The sequence below is a fragment of the Nocardiopsis sp. L17-MgMaSL7 genome (genome assembly GCF_003182025.1).
GTDB lineage: Bacteria > Actinomycetota > Actinomycetes > Streptosporangiales > Streptosporangiaceae > Nocardiopsis > Nocardiopsis prasina.
Genome location: NZ_QGTF01000009.1, coordinates 170,343 through 194,494 on the forward strand (window position 1 = coordinate 170,343; position 24,152 = coordinate 194,494).

Sequence of the window (24,152 nt, forward strand, 5' to 3'; positions counted from 1 at the left end):
GGTGGACTGTATGAGTCCATGCTACTCGCCGGTAACAAATAGTGCGAGCGGCGGGGCCGGTCACTTCCGAAGTAGGACGATCGCCCTACCTTCGGCGCTTGTGGGCGCACCCGCCATGGCGGTTCCCTTGAGTGGACACCTGACGGGGACGACACGGGGACGACGATGCCACGACCTGACATGGAACACCAGGAACTGCTCAGACGGGCGCCCAGGGCACCCCTGCGGCGACTGTGGGAGTACGCCCGGCCGCACTGGCGGATGCTCCTGGTCGGCGGTGTCCTCACCTTCCTCGGCGGCATCACCGGCCTGGTCCAGCCGCTCATGGCCAAGTACGTGATCGACGCTCTGGGCGGCGGCACACCCATCTCCGGACCGATCCTCGTCCTGCTCGGCGTGGTGCTCACCGGAGCCGTCATCAGCGCCCTGGGCTCCTTCGTCCTCGAACGCACCGGCCAGAGCGTCGTGCTCGGTGTGCGCCGCACCCTCGTGGGCCGCCTCGTCCGGCTGCGCGTGGGCGAACTCGACCGGCTCAAACCGGGCGACCTGGTGTCGCGGCTGACCGCCGACACCACCCTGCTCCGCTCGGTCGCCACCAGCGGTATCACCAACCTCTTCACCAGCTCGGTCCTGTTGGTGGGCGGCATCGTCGTCATGGGGGTGCTCAGCCCGACGCTGCTCCTGATCACCCTGGGCATGATCCTGGTGGTCGGCCTCCTCATGGGGGTCGTCCTGCCCAGGATCGGCCGCGCCACCCAGGCCGCCCAGGCCTCGCTCGGAGTGATGGGATCGCTCCTGGAACGGATCTTCGGTGCCTTCCGCACCGTCAAGGCCTCCTCCGCCGAACGCGCCGAGATCGCCGACCTCGACGAGGCCGCCGTGGAGTCCTGGCGCAGGGGAGTCTCCGTGGCCGGGTGGACCGCGCTGGCCGGAACGCTGTCCATGCTCGCGGTCAACACCAGCTTCCTCGTGGTGCTGGGCGTGGGCGGCGGCATGGTGGCGGCGGGGAACATGAGCGTGTCCACCCTCATCGCCTTCCTGCTGCTGCTCTTCTACCTCATGGAACCCATCAGCTCCCTGGTGCAGTCGGCCACCGAGCTCCAGACCGGACTGGCCGCCGTTCGCCGCATCGACGAGGTCGCCGACCTCGACCAGGAGGCCTCAGGGCCCGCCAGCACCGAACCCGCCGCCGCACGCCCCGCCGAGATCTCCCTCACCGACGTCACCTTCCGCTACCACCCCGAGCTGCCCCTGGTGCACCACGGTGTGAGCTTCGAGGCCTCCGGACCGGGTTTGACCGCCCTGGTCGGCCCCTCGGGTTCGGGCAAGACCACCGTCTTCTCCCTGATCGAGCGCTTCTACGACGCCACCTCCGGCAGTGTGCGCCTGGACGGCACCGACGTCCGCGACTGGCCCCTGGAGGCTCTGCGCTCGCAGATCGGCTACGTCGAACAGGACGCGCCGGTCCTGGACGGAACCCTGCGCTCCAACCTCACCATGGCCGCCCCGCACGCCACCGAGGAGCAACTCAGGAAGGTGATCCGCACCGCCCGCCTCACGGACCTGGTCGAACGCCTGCCCGACGGACTGGAGAGCCCGATCGGCCACCGGGGCGTCACCATCTCCGGCGGCGAGCGCCAGCGCGTGGCGATCGCCCGTGCCCTGCTGCGCCGCCCCCGACTGCTCCTCATGGACGAGGCCACGTCCCAGCTGGACTCCGCCAACGAGGGCGCCCTCAAGGCGGTGATGCTGGCGGCGGCACGCGACACCAACGTGATCGTCGTCGCGCACCGCTTGTCGACGGTCACCAGCGCGGAGCGGATCGTGGTCCTGGAGACGGGGCGGGTCCGCGCGGTGGGCACCCACGCCGAACTGGTCGAACGCGACGCCCTCTACCGGGACCTGGCCGCGGGGCAGCTCATCGCCCCGGAACCGGAGGAGTACGCGGCCCCTGCCGACGCACCCTCCCCGTTGGCGCCCACCCGTGAACTCACCTGATCACGGAGCCCGTCCCGGAGGTCTCAGCCGCCGAGGGTGAGGAAGGAGGAGGCGAAGCGGTCCACGTTGAGGCGCAGGCGCTGGATGCGCTCCTCACGGGTGATGCTCTCCGCTGGCTGGATCAGCGCGGACTCCCGCTTGCCGCGCACGTAGAGCGGGCAGGCGAGGTCCGCGCACATGTACAGACCGACCGTGTCCCCCTGCCGACCGGCCTTGCCGGGTTTGGGCGCGCTGAACAGCCGAACCCCACCGGCGGGGTGGACGGTCAGGCAGAACGAGCAGGTCATCGACTTGAAGAAGTTGGTCCTGCGGCTCCCGGTCGGCAGTCGCAGGGCGATCCCGAGGGGTTTCTCGCCGGAGTCGACCACCAGGTAGGCCCGGCCCGGTGCCTTGGGATCGGTCCAACCGAGGAAGTCCGTGTCCTCCCAGTCCAGGACCGGCAGGGTCGCGGGAAAGCTCAACCGCTTGGTCTCGCCCTTGGGGCAGTTGACGAACGAGGAACGGATCTCCTCGTGGCTCAGTTCGCGCATGGCTCTCTCCGGTGGGGCTGACGACTGACGGATCATGTCAGCGCGGGCGGATGGACGCGAATGGTTTTCGCACGTGGAGGCTCCTTCCCCCGCGGCCGGTGCGCACACCCGGGCACGGGAAGGGGCCGGGAACCCCCCATGGAGTTCCCGGCCCCGGTGAGCGTCGGGTGTGTCGCTCGGGTCAGAGCAGCGCGTTGGCCTCGCGGTGGCGGCCGGCGGCGTTGTAGGCGCCCGCCAGGTCGCGACGAAGTCTCATGGTCAACCGTCTGACCTCCGGGTCGCCCGAGGAGTTGAGCGCCACCCTGTAGGCCTCGCGCAGCACCTCGACCGCCTCGTCCGCCCGGCCCGCCTGCGTGTAGGCGCGGCCCAGCCGGTGGTGCACCGCGAGGGTGTCCAGGTGGCCCTTGCCCAGGCGACGGCGGCGTCCGGCCAGCACCATGCGCAGCTGCGAGACGGCCTCCTCGTACCGGCCGGCCATGCTCTGTGCCGCGCTCATGCCCAGCCGCAGCTCCTCACGTCGTTCGGTGGAGGCGACGTCCTCGATGGCCCGCGCGTAGTGGGCCACCGCGGCGTCCACCCGGCCGCTGCGTCGGTAACACACGGCCAGGCGCATACGCGCCTCCACCGTGTCCTCGTCGGCCGGGCCGAACTGGCTCTCCCGCTGGCCGAGCAGGATCTCCCACTGCGCGGCGGCGTCGGCGGGGCAGCCCACGTCCTCCAGCGCCCAGGCGAGGTTCTCCCGGATGATCTCGGTCCGGGGGTGGTCCTCGCCGTAGACGGCGACGGCCTCGCCCAGAGCCAGCTCGAACTGCTGCACGGCGGCCTGGCGCCGACCCATCTGGGCGTACTTGGTGGCCAGGTTGTTCCGGGCGGTGATGGTGTCGGGGTGCTCGGTGCCCAGACGCTCCACCAGGGACTGGAGGGTGCGCTCCAGCGAAGCCGCCCGTGTCCCGGCCGTGGGGGCCTTGGCCACCGTCGCGGACGCGGCCGTCCGCTGGGGCAGCGGCCGCTGCCCGGCCACCCCGCCCGCCGAGGCCGGCACCTGCTCGGGTACGGCGGCGGATTCCTCGAACTGATCGTCAGAAGCGGGCATGGCGGCCTCGGTCGACTCGACCTCGGCAGAACGCGTCAACCCCGCCTCGCGTAGCAGCGCACGCCAGAACGACAAGCAGACTCACCACATTTCCCTGATCACACGAGCCGTGAGCCTTGTGAGCCCACGATTCGGTACACACCCGTTGACGAAACGGCCCTGAGTTTTCAGAGCACGTTTCTATAACTTAATCGGACAGCGGGCTATGGAACAGGCGTGAACCACCCTCGTGTTGGGGTGAGTTCAGTCACGTCTGGGTTCAAAGCGGCTGAAGAGGGTACTGATCAGCCTTTTTCAGCACCCAGGAGCGCCGTGGCGAGGGGACCCGCAGTGAGCCCGATCTGCCAGTTCCGGGCGCCGCGCGTGCGCAGGAACTCGCCCACGGAGTCCGGGTCCACGGGCTCCGGCGGAGCCCATGCCAACCTTCGGACGGTGTCCGGCAGCAGAAGGTTCTCGGTGGGCATCACGACGTCCTCCGCGATCCCCGTCACGGTCGCCCGCGCCGCCTCCAGCCTGCGCGCCGCCTCGGGGGCGCGGTCGGCCCAGCGGTTAACCGGGGGCGGGCCGTCACCGGGGGCGTTGGGGCGCGGCAGCTCCGCCTGGGGCATCTCCCGGGCCCGGTTCACCGCCTTCATCCACGTGGTCACGTACCGGCGGGCCAGCTTGATACCGAACTGGCGGATCTTCGTCAGGTCCGTCGCGGCGCGCGGCATCGCCGTCGCCGCCTCGACGATCGCCGCGTCCGGCAGCACCCGACCCGGGGAGATGTCGCGCTCCTGCGCGATGCGGTCGCGTTCGTACCAGAGCTCGCGCACGGCGGCCAGGGCACGCTGGTTGCGGACCTTGTGGATACCGGAGGTGCGCCGCCAGGGATCGGTGCGGGGCTCCTTGGGGGGAGCGGCCAGCACGGAGTCGAACTCCTCGCGGGCCCACTCCAGCTTCCCGGTCTCCTCCAGCTCCGTCTCCAGGGCGTTGCGCAGCTCGATGAGGATCTCCACGTCCAGGGCCGCGTAGCGCAGCCAGTCCTCGGGCAGCGGACGCTGTGACCAGTCCACCGCCGAGTGCTCCTTGGCCAGACGCACGTTGAGCAGTCGCTCCACCATGAACCCGAGCCCGACCCGCTGGTAGCCCAGCAGCCGCCCGGCCAGTTCGGTGTCGAACAGCCGGTTCGGGCGCAGGTTGATCTCGGTCAGGCACGGCAGGTCCTGGTGCGCGGCGTGCAGCACCACCTCGGCGCCGTCCATCGCGGAGTTGAGCTCGCTCAGGTCCGGGCACGCGATGGGGTCGATCAGCGCCGACCCCGAGCCCTCCCGGCGCAGCTGCACCAGGTAGGCGCGCTGCCCGTACCGGTACCCCGAGGCGCGCTCGGCGTCCACGGCGACGGGCCCCGAACCCGAGGTCAGAGCGGCTATGACTCCGGCGAGAGAAGCCGCGTCGGAGGTGACCTCGGGCAGGCCCTCGCGCGGCTCCCGCAGTAGGGGCGCCCTCTCCGCGTCGTCGTCGGGTTCGCGGGGGTCTGTCTTGGAGTTCAACGCGTTCGCCACACCACTACGGTATGCGCTGTCGCCACCGAACGCAGATACGGGCCGTTTCGGGATCGGCGGGCGATACCGGCCCGCCGGGTTCCGCGCCGGGGTCGGGGGCGCGTCCGGGGGCCGCTCAGGGACGGGATCGCTGGCGTGCGATGTCGGTGACGTCCAGCGGCGGGAGACCCGACGCCGACGCCAGCAAAGCCAGCCAGGCGTTCATGTGCCCGGACAGGTCCTCGGACTCCGGGGTCCACGAGGCGCGCATCTCGACCTCCGTGGTGGCACCCTCGTGGGCCTTGGTCCCGAACCCCTCGGTGGTGGCGCGGGTGACCGTACCGCTCAGGGTGTGGTGGGTGGCGCCGTGGGCCTCCAGCGCGTCGGTGAGCCAGCTCCAGGCCACCGGGCCCAGCAGGGGGTCGGTCGCGATCTCCGACTCCAGTTCGGAGTTGGCCTGGCAGACCACCCGGAAGGGACCGGGCCAGTCGCGGGTGCCCTCGGGGTCGTACAGGACGATCAGCCGTCCCCAGGCGATCTCCTCGCCCTGGACCGAGACCTCGGCCGACACGGCGGCGGAGTGTGGCGCCAGCCGTTGGGGCGAGGGGATCTCCCGAACGGCGATCTCGGGGCGGATGAGGGGAGAGCGCAGGGCCTCGACCGCTCGCCGGAACGTCTCTTGAGCGTTCTCGGCGCTACCGACATCGGGCATGGTGGAAACGTCAGCCTTCATTTGGTGGTGATCACGCGTCCTGGCGGGGGTCGTCGGGACGTGCCCCGCCGATGGTGTGATGGTGGGCACGGAGTCGACCGTGGCACGACAGACCCGCGCCGAGTCGCAGTTCCCCCGGCGTGTCGGTCTTTTGTGATGATCTTGGGACCGCCCGGAAGCCCGTCCGACCCGGTTCGCCCCCGCCCGGACCGGATCGTTCCCCCGACGGTGACCACCGACTACACCGATCCGAGTGAGACCACCGGGGCGGGCATGGCACGATTCAAGGGTGACGCTTCAAGAATCTCCCTTCCTCCGCGCCTGCCGGCGCCTCCCGGTGTCCCACACACCGGTGTGGTTCATGCGCCAGGCCGGGCGCTCCCTGCCCGAGTACCGACGGCTCCGCGCCGACGTGCCGATGCTTGAGGCGTGTGCGCGGCCCGACATGATCACCGAGATCACGATGCAGCCGGTCCGCCGCTACGACGTGGACGCCGCGATCTTCTTCAGCGACATCGTGGTTCCGCTCAAGGCCATCGGGATCGACCTGGACATCAAGCCGGGCGTGGGCCCGGTGGTCGACGAGCCGATCCGCGACGCCAGCGGGATCAAGCGCCTGCGCGAGCTCGAACCCGGTGACGTCCCGTACGTCACCGAGGCGGTCGGCCAGCTCCTGGGTGAGCTCGGCGACAAGCCGCTCATCGGGTTCGCCGGTGCCCCGTTCACGCTGGCCTCCTACCTCATCGAGGGCGGGCCGTCGAAGAACCATGAGCGCACCAAGGCACTGATGTACGGCGAGCCCGAGCTGTGGGACGAGCTCATGCGGCGCCTGGCGACCATCACCCTGGCCTTCCTGCGGACCCAGATCGAGGCGGGCGCCAGCGCGGTCCAGCTCTTCGACTCCTGGGTGGGGGCGCTCAGTGCCGAGGACTACCGTGCCTCGGTGCTGCCCTACACCTCGTGGATCTTCGGTCAGCTGAGCGAGTACGAGGTGCCGCGCATCCACTTCGGCGTGGGCACCGGCGAGCTGCTGAGCCTGCTCAGCGAGGCCGGGGCCGACGTGGTGGGCGTGGACTGGCGGGTGCCCCTGGACAAGGCCGTCCAGCGGGTCCAGCCGGGCACGGCGCTCCAGGGCAACCTGGACCCGGCCACCCTGTTCGCTCCCTGGGAGGTCGTCGCGGACCGTACGCGCGACATCCTGGCGCGGGGCCGCGCCGCCGACGGCCACATCTTCAACCTCGGCCACGGCGTGCTGCCCAGCACCGACCCGAGCATGCTCGAACGCCTCACCGCCTTCGTGCACGAGGAGACCGCCAGCTAGGGCGTGTCTTCTGGATCCTCAACGGACGCCCGCGGCGCGGTGTCCCCGCGTTTCCACCAGGCGCCTCTGGCTGCGCCGACGGAGCTCGGACAGCCACCATCGGGCGGGCCCCCGCTGTGCGACTCCGCGGAGCTTGCCCAGCAGGTGCAGAGGTGGGGGCGATGGCGGATCGCCTCGGTGGCGGCTCCGCTGCCACGGGCGAAAGCATCCAAAGAACACGCCCCGGGCGCACCTTCGCGCACACACGTGCCGAGGCCCGGCCCCCGCGAGGGGAGCCGGGCCTCGGCACGTTCCCGGGGGCTTCGTCCGGGTCAGCTGCGGAGCCCGCCGTCGTCCCTCGTGCCGGGACCCGTCTCCGTGTCCCGATCCGGCTCCGGTTCGGCGGCCGACACGTCGTCGTTTCCGCCCGGGGCCCCGGCTCCCAAGCCGGCGGCCTTCTCGGAGTCGCGCTCCCGACGTGCCCGGCGACGCCCGCGCCACGCCCACAGCGGCCAGGCCCCGACCACCGCGACCACCACGGCGAAGGGCAGCAGCCAGCCCACGAGCACGGCCAGCCCCTGGCCCAGGTCCACCAGCGCGCGCCACCCGCGTTCGAGGCCGCCCAGGAACCCGACGGAGTCCCGGACCGGCTCCTCCAGGTAGGTCGTCGGCGGCTGGAGGGTCAGGTGCACCGTGGAGTAGGAGGTCTGGTTGTCCAGCACCTTCAGCCGGGCCTGGAGCGCCTCCAGGTCCTCCTGACGCCGCTGGATCTCGCCCTCCACCCGCAGGAGGTCGTCGACGTCCCGGGCCTCCTCCAAGTAGCCGCGCAGGGTCTCCAGGGCGGTCTCGGAGGACTCGATCCGGCTCTCGACGTCGGCCACCTCCTCGGTGACGTCCTGTACGGACCGCTCCAGCATGGAGCGGTCGCCCAGTTCGGCCAGGTCCTCCAGCACGCCCTCGTAGTCCTCGTCCGGGACGCGGAGGGTCAGGTATCCCGCGGGGTGGTCGTCCCGGGGCGTGGAGAGGCTCTCGGACTCCACGTAGCCGTCGGTGTCCAGGGTGAGCCGCTTGGCCCGTTCGGCCGCCGCCGCCACGTCCTCGACGCGCACGGTCATGTCGGCGGTGTGGACCAGGCGCCGGTCGGCGACCTCTACATCCGTGTCCCCGCCGCTCTCGGCTCCGTCCTCCGCCTCCAAGGCGCCCTCCGCGGAGAACTCCGCTCCGGCCTCGTCCCCGGACCCGGAGTCTGCCTGCCGCTCCGGAGCGGTCAGGTTCGCGGGTTCGGCTGCGCCGCTGTCGGAGGAGGCCCCACAGGAGGCGAGCAGGAGGACGGCCAGGCCTGAGGCGACGGTCAGTCCCGCGGCACGGCCCGCACGGGGCGGCGTCAACGCTGAAGTGTCCATGCCGCTTCGACGCGACCCCGGCGGGCATCGTTTCCCCCGCGCCATAACGGGACGGCAACGGCCGTCTTCGGGGACGTCGGATCACTGTGACCCGCGGCATCTGGGAAGCTGGTGACATGCCTGAAGCACCGCATGTCGTCGTGATCGGCGGCGGGGTCTCCGGACTCACCGCCGCGCACCGCCTGAACGGTCGGGGGGTCGCCACCACGGTGGTCGAGGCCGCCGACGTCCCGGGGGGCAAGCTCCGCGCCTCGCCCGTGGCCGGTGTGTCCGTCGACGCCGGTGCCGAGGCGGTGCTCGCGCGCCGACCCGAGGCCCTCGACCTCTTCGGCGAGCTCGGTCTGGACGACCAGGTGGTGCACCCAGGGTCCGGTGGCGCGGCCATCTACAGCCGCGGCCGCGTCCGCTCCCTGCCCAAGGGCCAGCTCATGGGCGTGCCCGGGGACCTTCGGGCCCTGGCCCGCAGCGGGGTCCTCTCCCCGGCCGGAACCCTGCGCGCCGCCCTCGACCTGGTGTGGCCCCGCACCCCGGTGCGCTCCGACGTGCCCGTGGCCGCCTACGTCGGCGCGCGCATGGGCCGACAGGTGGTGGACCGGCTGGTCGAACCTCTCCTTGGAGGCGTCTACGCCGGGCGGGCCGACGAACTCTCCCTGGAATCCACCCTCCCGCAGATCGCCCCGATGGCCCGCCGGGACCGCTCCCTGATGAGCGCGGTGCACACGAGCCTGAGCGGGCGAGGCGCCGCCCCCACCAAGTCCGGACCGGTCTTCGCCTCCCTGCGCGGCGGCGTCGCCTCACTCGTGGACGCGCTCGCGTCGCGACAGAAGGACCTGCGGACCGGCACCCGGGCCCACTCCCTGGAGCGGGTCCCTGGAGGCTGGAGGGTGCGTCTGGCGGGCGCGGGCGGGGTGACCGGAGGGGAGCACGTCGACTGCGACGCCGTCCTGCTCGCCTGCCCCGCTCCCGAGGCCGCCCGTCTGCTCGCCGACACCGAACCCGAGTCCGCGCGGGAGCTGCGCCGGATCGAGTACGCGAGCATGGCGCTGGTGACCTTCGCCCTGCCCGCCGCAGCCTTCCCGCGCCCGCTCACCGGTACCGGCTTCCTGGTCCCGGCGGGTGAGGGCCTGACCATCAAGGCGGCCACGTTCTCCAGCAACAAGTGGCCCTGGCTGGCCCAGGAGCTGGATAGGGTCAACCCGGGGGAGGACCTGCTGGTCCTGCGCTGCTCCATCGGCCGGTTCGGCGACGGGGGCGCACTGCGCCGTTCCGACGGGGAACTGGCTCGGGCCGCTCTCTCGGACCTCGCGCATGTGACCGGTCTGCGCGGGACCCCGGTGGAGACCCGGGTGACCCGGTGGACGGACGGACTGCCGCAGTACGCCGTCGGCCACGCCGACCGGGTGGAACGCGTCCGGTCCGGCGTGCGACACCACCCGGGACTGGGTGTGTGCGGCGCCGCCTACGGGGGAGTGGGCATCCCCGCCTGTGTCGCCGACGCGAGCCGTGAGGCCGCGCGCCTGGCCGACACCCTCACCGACCACAGCCGCACCAGCGGCGCCGACCAGAGCGCCGCCGGACCGAACCAGCAAGGAGTCAACCCGTGACGGGGCAGCAGAACGAGGCCGTCGCCCAGGACGGCACCGACCTCAACAAACTCATCCGCTACACCATGTGGTCGGTCTTCCGTGTCGACGGCCTGGAGGGCGTGGACCGCGCCGCCGCCGCAGAGGAGCTCCAGGGCCTCCTCGACAAGGCCGCCGAGCAGGGCGTGACCACGCGCGGCAGCTACGACGTCCAGGGCTTCCGCGCCGACGCCGACATCATGTTCTGGTGGATCGCCGACACCCCCGAGCAGCTCCAGGGCGTCTACTCCGAGTTCCGCCGCACCCGGATCGGCCGCGCCGGCACCGCGGTGTGGTCGGTCATGGGCCTGCACCGCCCCGCCGAGTTCAACCGGGGCCACGTTCCCGCCTTCATGGCCGGGGAGGAGCCGCGCGACAACATCTGCGTGTACCCGTTCGTGCGCTCCTACGAGTGGTACCTGCTGCCCGACGACGAGCGCCGCGCCATGCTCGCCGAGCACGGCCGTATGGCCGCCCCGTACCCGGACGTGCGGGCCAACACGGTCTCCTCGTTCGGTCTGAACGACTACGAGTGGCTGCTGGCCTTCGAGGCCGACGAGCTGTACCGCATCGTGGACCTCATGCGCCACCTGCGCGGCGCCAAGGCCCGCCTGCACACCCGCGAGGAGCTGCCCTTCTACACCGGGCGCCGCAAGAGCGTGGCCGAGCTGGTCGACTCCCTGCCGTAACCGGCCCCCGTACGACAAGGACGGCCCCCGCACCGTTGGGCGCGGGGGCCGTCCTTCGTCGTCACGCCGGACCGGCGTCCGTGGACGCTACTCGACGTGCGGGCCGACGTGCGGCGTCGCGCGACGGGTGGCGATCACGTAGAAGGGGAGCGAGACGATCGTGAGCAGCACCAGGGCGCTCATGAGGTAGATCAGCGCCTCACCGGCGGGCAGCCCCAGCCCCCAGGCGGCGATGAAGGCCACGCCCGTGGCGAGCATGCCCAGCACCACGTAGATCCGCTTCCCACGCGGTTTGGGGTACTCCATCCGGCTGACCATCAGCCACGAGACGAGCAGCACCGCCGCGACCCCGGCCAGCAGAGGCGGGTCCAGCAGCACGATCGTCACCACGGCCATCGCCCCGAACGGGCACGGGAGCCCGGTGAAGTAGTTCGCGTCGGGGGCCTGGCAGGAGAACCTGGCCAGTCGGACGATCACCGCGAGCAGCACGGCGCCGCCCGCCAGCACGGGCAGTACTCCGGCGCCACCCGTGATGGTGCCCCACACCACGAAGAAGAACGCCGGGGCGAACCCGAAGCTGATCACGTCGGCGAGGTTGTCCAGCTCCGCGCCCATGCCGCTGCCGCCCAGCTTGCGGGCGACCCGGCCGTCGAGCACGTCGAGGGTGGCGGCGACCATCATCAGACCCACGGCCGTGGCCATCGCCGACTTCGGCAGCGGTCCGGCCGCGCCCCCGGCCAGGTGCGCGGCCTGGGCCGTGGCCAGCGCCCACACCGCGAGGAAACCGCACAGGGCGTTGCCCAGCGTCAGGTAGTCAGCCACGCCCAAGCGGAGCCGGGGCGCCTCCCCGGAGAGGTCGGAGGCGGCCCTTGCTGCGGGGACGGTCTCAGTCGGCGTCAAGACGGGTTTCTCCGGCGCGGACCTTCTGGCCGACCTCCACCGCCGGGGCGACCCCGGTCGGAAGGTAGACGTCGACGCGTGACCCGAACCGGATGAGGCCGATCCTCTCGCCTTGCTCGACCTTCTGCCCCGCAGCGAGATACGGGACGATACGCCGGACCAACGCGCCGGCGATTTGAACGACCGTGATCTCACCGATCTCGGTTTCAAGGGTCCAGATGACGCGCTCATTACGCTCGCTGTCCTTGTCGAAGGCGGGGCGGAAACCCCCGGGGCGGTGCTCGACGCCGGTCACGACTCCGGCGAGGGGCGCACGGTTGACGTGCACGTTGAGGGGATTCATGAACACCGCGACCCTGATCCGCCCGTCGGGCTGGGGGTCGAGGCTCTGTACGACGCCGTCGGCCGCGGACAGGACCCGCCCGGTCGCCGGACCCCTGTTGGGGTCCCGGAAGAACCAGGTCATCCCCGCCGCCAGGGCGATCACCGGGGCGGCGGCCACGGCCCCGGCCCGGGAACGCCGGGCGAGCAGGGCGGCGGCGCCGGCCGCGCCGAGCGCCGGCACCAGCCACGGGGCGGAACCCTGGGCCATGCCGAAGCGCGGTCTGGCCGGGGGGCGCGGGGAGACGGAGGAGGAAGGTGAGTCGTCGGTCATCGAGCGCTTTCGTCGCGGGTCGGTCGGTCGCCCGCACATCGGTTACCGCTGTGAGGGGTGAACCCGGCGGTGGCCGGGTTCGCGTGTGCGCGGTCACCGGGTGGGGTCCCGCCGCGCGCGCCCTCCGGTCGACTTCTGGCCGAACGTCGGTGCGCTGGTGAGATTATCGCCGATCCGGAGGGAGCGGGGATCGGGCTGGCATCCGGGACGGTCCCGTTCGGGTGTCCGGGCGGTCCCCGACCCAGGATGCCATGCCCCCTACTCCGTGGGCTCCAGGGTGAGGGCGACGGAGTTGATGCAGTACCGAAGGTCCGTGGGGGTGTCGTACCCCTCGCCCTCGAAGACGTGACCCAGGTGGGAGCCGCAGGTGGCGCATCGCACCTCGGTGCGCACCGTCCCGAGCGAGGCGTCCCTGTGCAGGGTCACGGCGTCGGTGTCGGCCGGGTCGAAGAAGCTCGGCCATCCGCAGTGGGAGTCGAACTTCTCGCCGGAGCGGAAGAGTTCGCTTCCGCACCCCCGGCAACGGTAGACACCCGTGGTCTTGGTGTCCACGTACTTCCCGGTCCAGGCGCGTTCGGTGCCCGAGAGACGGAGCACGGCGTACTCCTGCTCGTTGAGGCGCTCGCGCCACTCCTGGTCGCTCTTGGGAAGGTCCCTGGGTGCCCCGCCGTTGGTGTCCGGGGCCTGGTCCGCTGCGTCAGCCATGGTGACGACGCTACCCGGAAACGCGCTCCGGTGCCGACAGGGGACACGGTGTGTAGAAAACGGGCTTAAGCCCAGTCTCTAGGTAAATCATCTTTAAAGGCCACATACGCCTAACTTCACCTTCGATGACGTTCGGTGGTCGAACGTGCGGGTAGGGCTCTTGCAGGGGTCAGTGATCGAGGTGCACTGAGGCAGGTGGCATGGCTGTTACAGCTCAACAGGCACTCGGAGTGAGCAAGCGGCCTCTGCGCGTGGGCAGGATCCGGTACGGAGTGTGGTGGTTGGACCAGACCACCGCTGGACCCCGGTCACGGGTGCGGGGCGTCGGGGACGTCGCCGCACGCGTGGGCCGGAGAGTGGGACGGGAGCTGCGCTGGGCCGCTGAGCTCAGCCTGCGTTCCACCGTCGCCGGAATCGAGTACGCGCGGCCGGAGCCCTGGGGGGACCGCAAGCTGTTCGGGCTGGTGACGGCGATCGCCGTCGGAGCCCTGGTGGTGGCGGTCGTGCTGGGGATGGGCATGGCGCAGTGGGCGATGACCTCGTCCAGCGCCATGTTCTTCGCGGCGGCCGGGGCCGTGGCGGTGGGACTCACCCTCCTGCCGCTCTCGTACCTGGTCTTCGTCTCCCGTCGCGGTCGAGCCCCGAGCGCGGAGACGGAGAGCCCGAGCGAGGGGACGCCTCACAGCGAGGTCCCGAGCGAGGTGGTCGCGGTCGTGGTGCGTCCGCGCGTGGGCGACCACCTCACGGGGACCCCGAGCGGGGAGTCCGTGACCGCGGAGAGTCCGAGTGCGAGCGTCACAAGGTAGCGACGGACGGCGGGCCGTGTCCGGTCCGCCACGAGAGAGGGAGGGGCGCCCCAGACGGGGCGCCCCTCCCGTCTTCCCCAAGCGGGGAGGGCGCACGATCAGCGGGCGCGGGGGCGCGTGTGACCCGAGGCGGGGCGGGGACGTCTCCGGGGAGGGTTCAGGCGTCGAAGTCGTACTGCAACACGTACGCCGAGCCGTCCATGGTGATCTCGTTGAACTCCACGGGCCGGTGGTCGGCGGTCAGCGCGGTCCGCGCCACCTCCAGCACGGGGGTGCCCGGGGCCAGGTGCAGCTCCTCCGCCTCTTCGGGGGTGGGCATGCGCACCCGGATCTCCTCGGTGAAGTGCGCGGGGGCGTTCCCGAGTTCCGCGAGCCGCGCGTAGATGCCCCCGGGGCCGCTGTCCTCGGCCCGGACCCGGCGCGCGGCGGGGGCCTCCTCCCGTCCCGCCCACAGGTGCGGGGGCAGGTGCGAGACGGCGCTCTGCACCGGTCGTCCGTCCACCAGGTAGCGCCGGGAGCGGCGCACCACGGTGGATCCCTCGTCCAGTTCCAGGGCCCGCAGGACGTGGTCGTGGGGGACGAGCTCGTCGACGACGAGCCCCGCCACCTCGTACCCGCGTGTGTCACCGTCGGTCTGCCAGATGGCCCGTCCGGCACCCCACAGGTCCTTCGAGAGGCGTCGGGCGCCGTGTCTTCGAAGGGGGCGGAAGGCGCGCACGTAGATACCGGACCCGCGTACCGCCACCGCCAGGCCCTCGTTGATGAGTACGGACAGGGCCTGCCGGGCGGTCGCCCGGGCGACGCCGTGGCGCTCCATGAGGGCGTTCTCCCCGGGGAGGCGGTCGCCGTCGGCGTACCGTCCGGAGCGGATCCGTCCTCGTAGTTCCTCGGCAATCTCCCGGTACACCGGAGGGGACCCGTTCTCGGACGTCGGCACCACGTTCATCCTCTCGCCCAGGGGCCGCACCGGTGAGCCCCGCCGGTGCGGTGTGTCCATTCGGAGTGCCTCCCTAGGGAGGCACACAACGGGTATGTCCGGTTGCGGGATGGTTCATGCGTCGTTGTGGGGTGGCCGAAACCGAGCGGTTATGGGGAGGACCCGCGCGGGCCCCTATTCCCTCAGGTAACGCGTGAACAGGTGGCCCTGCGCCTCCAGCAGGTGCGCCATCCGCACGGGTGTGCTCTTCGCGGAGGTGTGCTCCAGGGTGCCGGGCGTCCCCGGGCCGCCGGTGACGATGCGGGGCGATCCCGCGCCCAGCAGGTGCGGGCTCACCGTCAGGCAGAGCTCGTCCAGCAGCCCCGCCGCCACGAACTCCGCGAGCAGGTGCGGGCCGCCCTCGGTCAGCACCCGGTACAGGCCTCGCTCGGCCAGGGCGTTCACGATGTGCTCGGGTCCCACCGAGACGCCGTCGACCACCACGAGATCGGCGTGCTCGGCCACGAACTCCCGGAGTTCGGCGGGGGCGTCCGCGACGGTGAACACGATCGTGCGGGCGTCGTCGGGTGCCGTGGTGAGCAGCTCCGCGTCGATTTCGAGTGAGCGCGAGACCACCGCGACGCGAGGCGTGGCCGGACGGCCCTCACGCAGCCGGTCCCACACCTCGCGCGGCCGCACCGGCCGGTAGCCCTCCTTGCGCGCGGTGGCGGCGCCGACCAGGACGACGTCGCACAGCCCGCGCAGCAGCCCCATGACCCTGCGGTCGGGGTCCGAGGACAGGTCGCGGCTGCGCCCCGAGGGGCCGATCGCCCCGCCGTCGGCGCTGGCGACCATGTTGGCGCGCAGCCAGGGCCGGTCCAGGGCCAGAGGATAGGCGTAGGCCTGGGCCAGGTCCACGTCGGTGTTGCCGGGGACGGGCAGGAGTTCGCGGAAGCGGGCGGGCTCCGGGGCGGCACCCGCGCTGTGTGTGCTCGACATGGTCACCCAGGTTAGGGGTGTGGGCCGGGTGTACGGCGTAGGGCCGGGTCCCGTCGAGGGACCCGGCCCCTCCGGCCCGGGGAGCCGCTCCGGACGCGCGCCCGGTCAGCCGTGGCGGTGTGAGACGCGCCTCAGCAGTGTCAGGGCGCGGTCGATCACCCGGACGGGTCCCCCCGCCGTGACGAACGGACGCCCCTCCACGTCCGGATCGGCGGTGTCCAGCACGGTCTCCCAGGCCATGCCGTACTCGGTGCCCGGAAGCTTGAACTCCACCGTCTCGGGGCCGCTGTTGAGCAGCAGCACGAAGGAGCTGTCGCGGATGCGGCGCCCGCGCGAGTCGGGTTCGGTGATGGCGTCCCCGTTGAGGAACACCCCCAGCGCCCGCTCGCCGGTGTCCCAGTCGTCGCCCTCCATGGTCGAGCCGTCCGGGCGCAGCCACGAGATGTCCGGCAGCCCGTCCGACCCCGCCCTGGTGCCCTCAACCGGGCTGCCCTGGAAGAACCGGCGGCGCCGGAAGACCGGGTGTTCGCGACGCAGCCGCGCCAGGTCGCGAACGTAGGCCAGGAGGTCGTTGCCGGGGTAGTCGCCGGTCATCCCCGCCCCCTCCCAGTCGATCCAGGCGATCTCGTTGTCCTGGCAGTACGCGTTGTTGTTGCCGCCCTGGGTACGCCCGATCTCGTCACCGTGCGAGATCATCACCACGCCCTGCGACAGGTACAGGGTGGTGAGGTAGTTGCGGACCTGCCTGCGGCGCAGCGTGAGGATCGCGGGATCCTCGGTGGGGCCCTCCACCCCGTGGTTCCAGGAGCGGTTGTCGTCGGTGCCGTCCCGGTTGTTCTCGCCGTTGGCCTCGTTGTGCTTGTCGTTGTAGGAGACGAGGTCGGCCATGGTGAAGCCGTCGTGGCAGGTGATGAAGTTGATCGAGGCCACCGGTCGGCGCCCGTCGTCCTGGTACAGGTCGCTCGATCCGGCGAGGCGCGAGGCCAGTTCGCCCTTGACCGGCTCGCCGCGCCAGAAGTCGCGGACGGTGTCGCGGTACTTGCCGTTCCACTCGGTCCACAGCGGCGGGAAGTTCCCCACCTGGTAGCCGCCCGGTCCCACGTCCCAGGGTTCGGCGATCAGCTTGACCTGGGAGATCACCGGGTCCTGCTGGACGATGTCGAAGAACGTGCTCAGCCGGTCCACGTCGTGGAACTCACGGGCCAGGGCCGAGGCGAGGTCGAAGCGGAACCCGTCCACGTGCATCTCCAGGACCCAGTAGCGGAGCGAGTCCATGATGAGCTGCAACGAGTGCGGGTGGCGCACGTTCAGGCTGTTGCCGCAGCCCGTGTAGTCCAGGTAGTAGCGCTGGTCCTCGTCGCTGACCCGGTAGTAGCCGAGGTTGTCGATGCCCCGCCAGGACAGTGTGGGACCCATGTGGTCGCCCTCGGCGGTGTGGTTGTAGACCACGTCGAGCAGCACTTCGATGCCCGCCTCGTGCAGCGACTTCACCATGGCCTTGAACTCCTGCACCTGCTGGCCGCGCGAACCGCGCGCGGCGTATCCGCTGTGCGGGGCCAGGAAGGCCAGGGTGTTGTAGCCCCAGTAGTTGGTCAGCCCCCGGGCCACCATCGCGTGCTCGGGCACGAAGTGGTGGACGGGCATCAGCTCGACGGCGGTCACCCCCAGCGAGGTGAGGTAGTCGATGACCTCCGGGTGGGCCAGGCCCGAGTAGGTGCCCCTCTGGTGTTCGGGGATGGCCGGATGGCGCATCGTCAGTCCGCGCAGGTGCGCCTCGTAGATCACCGTCTGGTGGTACGGGGTGTTGGGGCGCGTCTCGTTGCCCCAGTCGAAGAACGGACTGACCACCACGCACTTGGGCACGTATCTCGCGCTGTCGGCCGTGTTCTTTCGGTCCGGGTCGGCGAAGTGGTAGCTGAAGAGCGATTCGTGCCAGGTGAGGTCGCCGTTGAGCGCCTTCGCGTAGGGATCGGTGAGCAGCTTGTTCGGGTTGCACCGCAACCCCTGGTCGGGCGCGTAGGGGCCGTGGACGCGGTACCCGTACTGCTGTCCCGGACCGACGCCGGGCAGGTACCCGTGCCAGACGAAGCCGTCGTATTCGGTCAGGGGTATGCGGGTCTCCTCGCCGTCGTCGTCGAACAGGCACAGGTCCACCTGTTCGGCCGCCTCGGAGAAGAGCGAGAAATTGGTGCCGGAACCGTCGTAGGTCGCACCGAGCGGATAGGAACTACCTGGCCACACTTCCACCATAGGCGTCGTCAGTCTCTAGGTTTCAGGGCCCGTAAGGGCGTTTTTGATGGTGACGACTTCTTTCTTCCGCTTCGGCCGCGGAAGTATGCCGAACTGGGCCGATGTTCGTTCTCGGATGCCCGTTCTGTGCTTTCTGTGGCTTATGTGCACGGCGGTGAAAGGGGCGGGAAAGGTGTTCGGGGGAATTCGGCCCGCGAACCGACGGTGCCGACCGCCCCACCAGGGAGCGGTCGGCACACGGGTCACGGTGTCGGCGTACGGGGGCTGAGCCCGACGATCAGCGCCGGGGCCGAGCCCGGTCCAGAATCAGCTCCGTGTCCACGCCCCTGGGCAGCGTCCCGAACACGTGCCCCCACTCGCCGCCCAGGCGGGACACGGTGAACGCCTCGGCCACCGGGGTGGGCGCGTAGCGCAGCAGCACCGACGCCTGGAGGGTCAGCGCCATCAGTTCCACCACCGCGCGGGCCCGGTACTGGACCTCCTCCGGATCGCCCAGGGCCTGGCCCAGCCGCTTCAGGGCGGCGTCGTAGTGGTCGTCCGAGCCCGCGGCGGTGCCGAGTTCGGCCATGAAGGCCTCCACCGCCTCCGGCGCCTTCGCCATCGCCCGCAGCACGTCCAGCGCGGCCACGTTGCCCGAGCCCTCCCAGATGGAGTTGAGCGGCGAGTCCCGGAACAGGCGGGGCATGCCCGACTCCTCCACGTACCCGTTGCCACCCAGGCACTCCAGGGCCTCCGCGGCGTGCACCGGCTGGCGCTTGGTCACCCAGAACTTGCCCACGGCCACGCCCAGACGGCGGAAGGCCGCCTCGCCCTCGTCACCGCGCACCGCGCGGTCCACCGAACCGGCCAGGCGGGTCATGAGCGCGGTGGCTGCCTCCGACTCCAGGGCGAGGTCGGCCAGGACGTTGCGCATGAGCGGCTGGTCCACGAGCGGGGTGCCGAAGGCGCTCCGGGTCTCGGCGTGGTGCAGGGCCTGCACCACAGCGGCGCGCATGCCCGAGGCGGAACCGATCACGCAGTCCAGCCGGGTGCTGTTGACCATCTCGATGATGGTGGGCACGCCCCGGCCCGGTTCGCCGACCGCGTGGGCCACGGCACCGTCGTACTCCAGCTCGGCGGAAGCGTTCGACCTGTTGCCCAGCTTGTCCTTGAGCCGCTGGACGAACATCCGGTTCCGGGAGCCGTCGGGCAGGACCCGCGGCACCAGGAAGCAGGTCAGTCCCTCGGGAGCCTGCGCGAGGGTCAGGAACACGTCGCTCATGGGCGCGGAGGTGAACCACTTGTGACCCGTGAGCAGGTGGTGTCCCTCAGACGTGGGCACGGCCCGCGTGGTGTTGGCGCGCACGTCCGAGCCGCCCTGCTTCTCGGTCATCGACATACCCGCGAGGAGGCCCCGCTTGGTCAGCGGCGACCGCAGCCCGAAGTCGTAGGAGCGCGCGGTGAGCAGCGGCTCGTACCGCGCGGCCAGCTCGGGGGAGTGGCGCAGCGCCGGGACGGAGGCGTAGGTCATGGAGATCGGACAGCCGTGACCGCTCTCCGCCTGCGACCACAGGAAGAACTTGGCCGCGCGGGCCACGTGGGCGCCCTCGCGCCCGTCCGCCCAGGGCGCGGCGTGCAGACCGTGCTCCACGGCCTGGTCCATGAGCACGTGGTAGGCGGGCTGGTAGTCGACCTCGTCCACGCGGTGGCCGTAGCGGTCGTGGGTGCGCAGGACCGGGGGGTAGGCGTTGGCGGACTCTCCCCACGCGCGCACGCGCTCGGATCCCGCCGCGTCGCCGATCTCGCGGACGTCGGCCTCCGCCCAGCCCGCGCCCTCGCGGCGCAGGCCCTCCAGGAGGGCGGGGTCGTCGGCGGCGCTGTAGTCACCGAGCGGAGTGGCCTGGTTGAACACTTCGTGTGTGTCGGGCATTCCGGCTCCGATCCTGGTTCGGGGGTGGACGGGTGCGGGAATCCTATCCCTGCCCGGAACCCCTGTCCGAAGCCGGTTTGGTGACGTCCGCGCGACCCCCTTCCCCGGTCCGCTCCTGCTCAGGCGTACGCGCGCGGGGTGCCCGGTTCAGGGCCACAGGAGTCCGCGCTCCCATGGGGCCGAGACGTCCTCGCGCCGGTACCGCAGACGGGTGTGGCGCCGCTCGGGGTCCGCCTGCCAGAACTCGATCTCGGTGGGTGCGAGCCGGTACAGGCCCCAGTGGTCGGGCACCAGCCCGGGGTCGGCCTCCAACCGGGCGCGGCTCTCCTCGGCGGTCGTGTGGATGGTCTCCAGGCTGTCCAGGGGCTGGCTCTGGCGTCCGTGCAGGCCCGCCACCCGGCCCTCCAGCGAGCGGGCGGTGAAGTCGGCCGCTCGCTCCTCGGGTCCGGCCAGTTCCACGGGGCCGCGCAGCCGTATCTGACGCCCCTGGAGCCCCCAGAAGAAGAGGAGCGCGGCCTTCGGGTTCCGCGCGAGTTCCCGCCCCTTGACGGAGGTCGTGGTGGTCGCGAACGACCACCCCTCGGCGGTGAGGTCCTTCAGGATGAGGACGCGCGCCGAGGGCGCCCCGTCGGCGTCGGCGGTGGCCACCGTCATCGCGTGCGGCTCGGGCACGCCCGCCTCGATGGCCTCGCCCAGCCACTCCACGAACAGGTCCGCCGGGTCGTCCGGGGCGGCGGAGGGGTCGAAGGCCGCCATGGGCCCAGCGAAGACCCGCAGTCCGCGCAGCATGTCCCGGATTTCGTCCCGCCCGGCCATCGCCTACTCCGTCCGCTCGGTTCCAGTACCCCGAACCTACTCAACCGGCGCCGGGAACGGGCGCCGACCGCCCGACCGCCGGCTGCTTCCGACCGGCGCCACCGCCCCGCACACGGCTTCGCACGTGGACCCCCAACCCGCAGCCACCCGGGAGGCGAACCCGGGACCCCCGGCACGCCTCCCTGACCGGCTCCTTCGATACGATGCCCGACGCCGTACGACACCCCGCTCGTGCCATCATCCCGTCACGGGACGAATCCGCGAGGTGTCCACACAGGACACGCCGCGAGGGGGACCATGACGGACTCGGGACCGACGGAACGCTCCCGGTGGCTCTGGGGACTGCTGGGCAGCGTGGTGCTCACCCACACCGCGCTCAACCTCGTCCGCCCCCTCATCTCCTACCGCACCATCGCCGTAGGCGGGGAGGCCGTCGAGGTCGGGCTGGTCACCGCCGCCTACGCCCTGCTTCCCCTGGTGATCGCGGTGTCCCTGGGCCGCTTCACCGACCGCGCGGCGCGCATCGCATGGATCGCGGGCCTGGGCTCGGTCATCCTGGCCGTGGGAAGCCTGTTCCTGGCCGGTTCCGGTGGGCTGCTCGGCCTGGCCCTGGCCAGCACGGTCGTGGGCGTCGGCCACCTGTTGTGCATGGTCTCCGCCCAGGCCCTCATCGCCCGCTACTCGCGCCCCGAACACCTGGACCGCGACTTCGGCTGGTTCACCGCCGCGGCCTCTCTGGGCCAGCTCGCCGGACCACTGATCTCCGGGGCCATCCTCGCCGACGCCTCGGGAGCGGAACTGCTCTCCGCGACCTCCACCGCGCTGGTCGTGGCCGGGGTCGTCGCCGCCCTCGGAGTCCTGCCGCTGATCCCCCTGGCGCGGCTGCGCCCGATGAGGCGCACCGCCGAGCAGAGGGCCGCGCCCCCGGTCCCCACCCGGGACCTCCTGCGCCGCCGCCGCATGCCCTCGGCCCTGTTCACCAGCCTGGCGCTGCTGACCGCCGTGGACATCCTCACGGCCTACCTGCCGCTCATCGCCGAGAGCCGGGGCCTGTCCCCCATGCTCGTCGGCGTCCTGTTGAGCATGCGCGCCGGTGCCTCGCTGCTCTCACGCCTCACACTGCCGTGGATGCGGCGCCGGTGGTCGCGCAAGGCGTTGGTCGTCACCAGCACCGCGGTCGCCGCCGTCTCGCTCACCCTGGTGGCGCTGCCCCTGGGCGGGTTCGCCGTCCTGGCGGCGGTGCTGGTCGTGGGCGGCTTCCTGCTCGGTCTGGGACAGCCCCTGACCATGGCCCAGGTCACCACCCTGGCCCCGGAGGGCGCCCGAGGGGCCGCCCTGGCCCTGCGCATCTGGGGCAACCGCGTGGGCCAGGTCGCCGTACCCGCCGCGGCCGCCGGCGTCGCGGGCGCGGTGGGAGCCCCGGGCGCGCTGCTGTTCTCCGCCGCGATCCTGCTCGCGGCGGCGGTCACCGCCGCTGCCTGACCCGGCCGCCGACGCTCCGCTTGGCGGGCACCCGCCGGTCGGGAACAGGTGAGGGCGGGCGGCACCGTGGGCCGCCCGCCCTCGACCCCTCACGGTCGTGCGGCCGACTCCCGCACGGGGGAGTGCCGGGCCGCGACCGCCGCGTCGTAGCGCTCCAGCGCCACACGGGCGAGCTCGGGCACGTCTCCGAGGGAGTCGGCGACCACCGACGCCCCCGCCGTCGTCGACTGCTCACGCACCCGGTCGGAGAAGAAACCGGGAGCCAGCAGGTAGCCGCTCACCGCCACGCGCCGGTGGCCGCGCTCCAGCAACTCCCGCACCGCCCGGCCCGGGCTCGGCTCGGACGCCGAGGCGTAGGCGGCCACCACCTCGCCCCACGGGCCCCGCTCCGCGAGCTCGTCCGCCATCGCCCGGATCACCGCGTTGGCCCCGGCGTCACTCGACCCGGCCGAGGCCAGCACCAGCGCCGTCTCCGGCTCGGCGCGGGCCCCCGCCTCTGCCAGACGCCGCTCCACCGCGTCCAACAGCAGCGGGTGCGGGCCCAGCGTGTCGGCGTAGTGCAGCCGCAGCCACGGGCCGCGCTCACGCGCCCGGTCGAGCACCGACGGCAGGTCCACCTTGCTGTGGAAGGCCGCCGTCAGCAGGGCGGGCAGGACCACGACCTCACCGGCGCCGCCGGAGGCCAGCTCGTCCAGGGCCTCCTCCGCGCCGGGGGCCACGTGGTCCAGGTACGACAGGCGCACGTCCAGCCCGGGCCGCAGCGCACGCACCCGGTCGAAGACGGCCGAGACCGCCTCGGCCGACCTCGGGTCCCGGCTCCCGTGCGCCACCGCCAGCAGCGGGACCGAGGTGCCCGGTCCGGACCCCGCACCGGCACTCATACGTGGATTCCGCACTCGGTCTTGCCGGTCCCGGCCCAGCGGCCGCTACGGGGGTCCTCGCCCGGCTCCACACGACGGGTGCACGGCTCGCAGCCGATCGAGGGGAACCCGTCGTACTGGAGCGGGTTCACCATGACCCCGTGCTCGGACATGTAGGCGTCCACCTCCTCCTGGGTCCACCGGGCGATCGGGTTGACCTTGGTCATCCGCCGACGCCGGTCCCACTGCACCACCGGGGTGTCCCGGCGGGTTACCGAGTCCTCCCGGCGCAGCCCCGTCAGCCACGCCGAGTACGGTTCCAACGCCCGCTGGAGGGGTTCCACCTTGCGCAGGTGGCAGCAGATGCCGGGGTCGCGCCCGTGCAGCCGGGGGCCCAGGGCCAGGTCCTGCTCGGCCACGGTCCGCAGCGGCTCCACGGTGATCAGGTTGACGTCGTACACGGAGGCCACGGCGTCACGGGTGCCGATGGTCTCGGGGAAGTGGTAGCCGGTGTCCAGGAAGATCACGTCGATCCCCGGAGCGGCCCTGGACGCCAGATCCACCATGAGCGCGTCCGCCATGGAGGAGGTCATGCAGAGTTCGGAGCCGAAGGTCTCGGCCGCCCAGGCGATGATCTCCGGGGCCGAGGCCTCCTCCAGCTCACGGGCGGCCCGCGCGGCCGACTCCGGTCCGCCGGTCTTGGCGATGGTGGCGTTCATTCGTTGCCTTCCGTCGGTCTGGAGGGGGCTCCGCCCGCGGAGAACGAGGCGGAGCGCAGGCCCACGTACTTGACTCGGAACACCCGGGCGCACGACAGGCAGGCCCAGGGGTAGCCCTCACCCTTGACGGCGGCGCCCTCCTCGGGCATCAGGTCCTCGTCGCCGCAGTAGGGGCAGTAGTAAGGCGCGGCCCTTTCGGACACGGCGCACCTCTTCCTTCCGGTGGACCCGGCCCGGGTCAGGGGGTCGGGCGGGCCCGGGCGCT

At 71.8% G+C, this 24,152-nt stretch carries 21 protein-coding genes and 1 pseudogene; 6 read left to right on the forward strand and 16 right to left on the reverse strand.

The window, feature by feature from the left end; translation table 11 throughout:
* The first annotated feature begins 180 nt into the window (after nucleotides 1–180).
* The gene (locus BDW27_RS17660) at nucleotides 181–1,998 is read left to right on the forward strand and encodes an ABC transporter ATP-binding protein (RefSeq protein ID WP_110050347.1); all 1,818 of its coding nucleotides are present in this window, start codon (nucleotides 181–183) and stop codon (nucleotides 1,996–1,998) included.
* A 23-nt stretch (nucleotides 1,999–2,021) separates the two neighbouring features.
* On the opposite strand, the gene BDW27_RS17665 is transcribed toward BDW27_RS17660, so the two are convergent.
* From BDW27_RS17665 to BDW27_RS17680, 4 genes are all read right to left on the reverse strand, one after another.
* Nucleotides 2,022–2,528, reverse strand: coding sequence for an FBP domain-containing protein (locus BDW27_RS17665; RefSeq protein ID WP_110050349.1), 507 nt, complete (start codon nucleotides 2,526–2,528; stop codon nucleotides 2,022–2,024).
* A 181-nt stretch (nucleotides 2,529–2,709) separates the two neighbouring features.
* Nucleotides 2,710–3,696, reverse strand: a complete 987-nt coding sequence (locus tag BDW27_RS17670; RefSeq protein ID WP_110050350.1) for a tetratricopeptide repeat protein — start codon at nucleotides 3,694–3,696, stop codon at nucleotides 2,710–2,712.
* Nucleotides 3,697–3,905: 209 nt separating this feature from the next.
* Nucleotides 3,906–5,153, reverse strand: a complete 1,248-nt coding sequence (locus tag BDW27_RS17675) for a ribonuclease D (protein ID WP_110050352.1) — start codon at nucleotides 5,151–5,153, stop codon at nucleotides 3,906–3,908.
* 127 nt (nucleotides 5,154–5,280) lie between these two features.
* The gene (locus BDW27_RS17680) at nucleotides 5,281–5,856 is read right to left on the reverse strand and encodes a DUF3000 domain-containing protein (protein ID WP_026129726.1); all 576 of its coding nucleotides are present in this window, start codon (nucleotides 5,854–5,856) and stop codon (nucleotides 5,281–5,283) included.
* 352 nt (nucleotides 5,857–6,208) lie between these two features.
* Between BDW27_RS17680 and hemE the strand changes: the two genes are divergently transcribed.
* Nucleotides 6,209–7,177, forward strand: a complete 969-nt coding sequence (gene hemE / locus BDW27_RS17685) for a uroporphyrinogen decarboxylase (protein WP_233515801.1) — start codon at nucleotides 6,209–6,211, stop codon at nucleotides 7,175–7,177.
* 311 nt (nucleotides 7,178–7,488) lie between these two features.
* Here the strand turns inward: hemE and BDW27_RS17690 are convergent, their stop codons facing one another.
* Nucleotides 7,489–8,544 carry a DUF4349 domain-containing protein gene (locus BDW27_RS17690; RefSeq protein WP_110050354.1) on the reverse strand — a complete coding sequence of 352 codons (1,056 nt, stop codon included), beginning with the start codon at nucleotides 8,542–8,544 and terminating at the stop codon, nucleotides 7,489–7,491.
* A 131-nt stretch (nucleotides 8,545–8,675) separates the two neighbouring features.
* Here BDW27_RS17690 and hemG point away from each other — a divergent pair, with 131 nt between their 5' ends.
* A complete protein-coding gene (gene hemG, locus BDW27_RS17695) occupies nucleotides 8,676–10,163 on the forward strand; it encodes a protoporphyrinogen oxidase (RefSeq protein ID WP_199560689.1) in 1,488 nt (495 codons plus the stop codon).
* Nucleotides 10,160–10,870, forward strand: coding sequence for a hydrogen peroxide-dependent heme synthase (gene hemQ / locus BDW27_RS17700; protein ID WP_049566256.1), 711 nt, complete (start codon nucleotides 10,160–10,162; stop codon nucleotides 10,868–10,870). Before hemG ends, hemQ begins: the two co-directional genes overlap by 4 nt.
* Before the next feature lie 87 nt (nucleotides 10,871–10,957).
* Here the strand turns inward: hemQ and BDW27_RS17705 are convergent, their stop codons facing one another.
* The 3 genes from BDW27_RS17705 to msrB form a co-directional block, all read right to left on the reverse strand.
* A complete protein-coding gene (locus BDW27_RS17705; RefSeq protein WP_110050358.1) occupies nucleotides 10,958–11,770 on the reverse strand; it encodes a phosphatidylcholine/phosphatidylserine synthase in 813 nt (270 codons plus the stop codon).
* Nucleotides 11,757–12,425 (reverse strand): phosphatidylserine decarboxylase, encoded by a 669-nt coding sequence (locus BDW27_RS17710; RefSeq protein WP_017547290.1) that lies wholly within the window; start codon nucleotides 12,423–12,425, stop codon nucleotides 11,757–11,759. The genes BDW27_RS17705 and BDW27_RS17710 overlap by 14 nt, the downstream gene beginning before the upstream one ends.
* Nucleotides 12,426–12,683: 258 nt before the next feature.
* Nucleotides 12,684–13,130, reverse strand: coding sequence for a peptide-methionine (R)-S-oxide reductase MsrB (gene msrB, locus BDW27_RS17715; protein ID WP_017547289.1), 447 nt, complete (start codon nucleotides 13,128–13,130; stop codon nucleotides 12,684–12,686).
* Between the two features lie 251 nt (nucleotides 13,131–13,381).
* On the opposite strand from msrB, the pseudogene BDW27_RS17720 reads away from it, so the two are divergent.
* A pseudogene (locus BDW27_RS17720) lies at nucleotides 13,382–13,768 on the forward strand (hypothetical protein); the annotation flags it as partial.
* Nucleotides 13,769–14,093: 325 nt separating this feature from the next.
* On the opposite strand, the gene BDW27_RS17725 reads toward BDW27_RS17720, so the two are convergent.
* The 5 genes from BDW27_RS17725 to BDW27_RS17745 form a co-directional block, all read right to left on the reverse strand.
* Nucleotides 14,094–14,882, reverse strand: coding sequence for a GntR family transcriptional regulator (locus BDW27_RS17725; RefSeq protein ID WP_110050498.1), 789 nt, complete (start codon nucleotides 14,880–14,882; stop codon nucleotides 14,094–14,096).
* 165 nt (nucleotides 14,883–15,047) lie between these two features.
* Nucleotides 15,048–15,851: a pyrimidine reductase family protein gene (locus BDW27_RS17730; protein ID WP_110050359.1), complete on the reverse strand. Its 804-nt coding sequence runs from the start codon at nucleotides 15,849–15,851 to the stop codon at nucleotides 15,048–15,050.
* A 105-nt stretch (nucleotides 15,852–15,956) separates the two neighbouring features.
* Nucleotides 15,957–18,101, reverse strand: coding sequence for a glycogen debranching protein GlgX (gene glgX / locus BDW27_RS17735; protein WP_110050360.1), 2,145 nt, complete (start codon nucleotides 18,099–18,101; stop codon nucleotides 15,957–15,959).
* A gap of 277 nt (nucleotides 18,102–18,378) precedes the next feature.
* Entirely contained in the window at nucleotides 18,379–20,010 is a 1,632-nt protein-coding gene (locus BDW27_RS17740) for an acyl-CoA dehydrogenase family protein (RefSeq protein ID WP_110050361.1), read from the reverse strand.
* Between the two features lie 147 nt (nucleotides 20,011–20,157).
* Complete coding sequence (locus BDW27_RS17745) at nucleotides 20,158–20,826, reverse strand: pyridoxal 5'-phosphate synthase (protein WP_110050362.1); 669 nt, start codon at nucleotides 20,824–20,826, stop codon at nucleotides 20,158–20,160.
* A 297-nt stretch (nucleotides 20,827–21,123) separates the two neighbouring features.
* On the opposite strand from BDW27_RS17745, the gene BDW27_RS17750 reads away from it, so the two are divergent.
* Nucleotides 21,124–22,308: an MFS transporter gene (locus tag BDW27_RS17750; protein WP_110050363.1), complete on the forward strand. Its 1,185-nt coding sequence runs from the start codon at nucleotides 21,124–21,126 to the stop codon at nucleotides 22,306–22,308.
* An 89-nt stretch (nucleotides 22,309–22,397) separates the two neighbouring features.
* On the opposite strand, the gene BDW27_RS17755 is transcribed toward BDW27_RS17750, so the two are convergent.
* The 3 genes from BDW27_RS17755 to BDW27_RS17765 are packed head-to-tail and all read right to left on the reverse strand — an operon-like array spanning nucleotide 22,398 to nucleotide 24,090.
* On the reverse strand, nucleotides 22,398–23,189 hold the full coding sequence (locus BDW27_RS17755) for a sirohydrochlorin chelatase (protein WP_199560690.1): 792 nt from the start codon (nucleotides 23,187–23,189) through the stop codon (nucleotides 22,398–22,400).
* Nucleotides 23,186–23,887: a phosphoadenylyl-sulfate reductase gene (locus BDW27_RS17760; RefSeq protein ID WP_017545530.1), complete on the reverse strand. Its 702-nt coding sequence runs from the start codon at nucleotides 23,885–23,887 to the stop codon at nucleotides 23,186–23,188. Before BDW27_RS17760 ends, BDW27_RS17755 begins: the two co-directional genes overlap by 4 nt.
* Nucleotides 23,884–24,090 (reverse strand): hypothetical protein, encoded by a 207-nt coding sequence (locus tag BDW27_RS17765; protein WP_017545529.1) that lies wholly within the window; start codon nucleotides 24,088–24,090, stop codon nucleotides 23,884–23,886. Before BDW27_RS17765 ends, BDW27_RS17760 begins: the two co-directional genes overlap by 4 nt.
* Nucleotides 24,091–24,152: the final 62 nt, after the last annotated feature.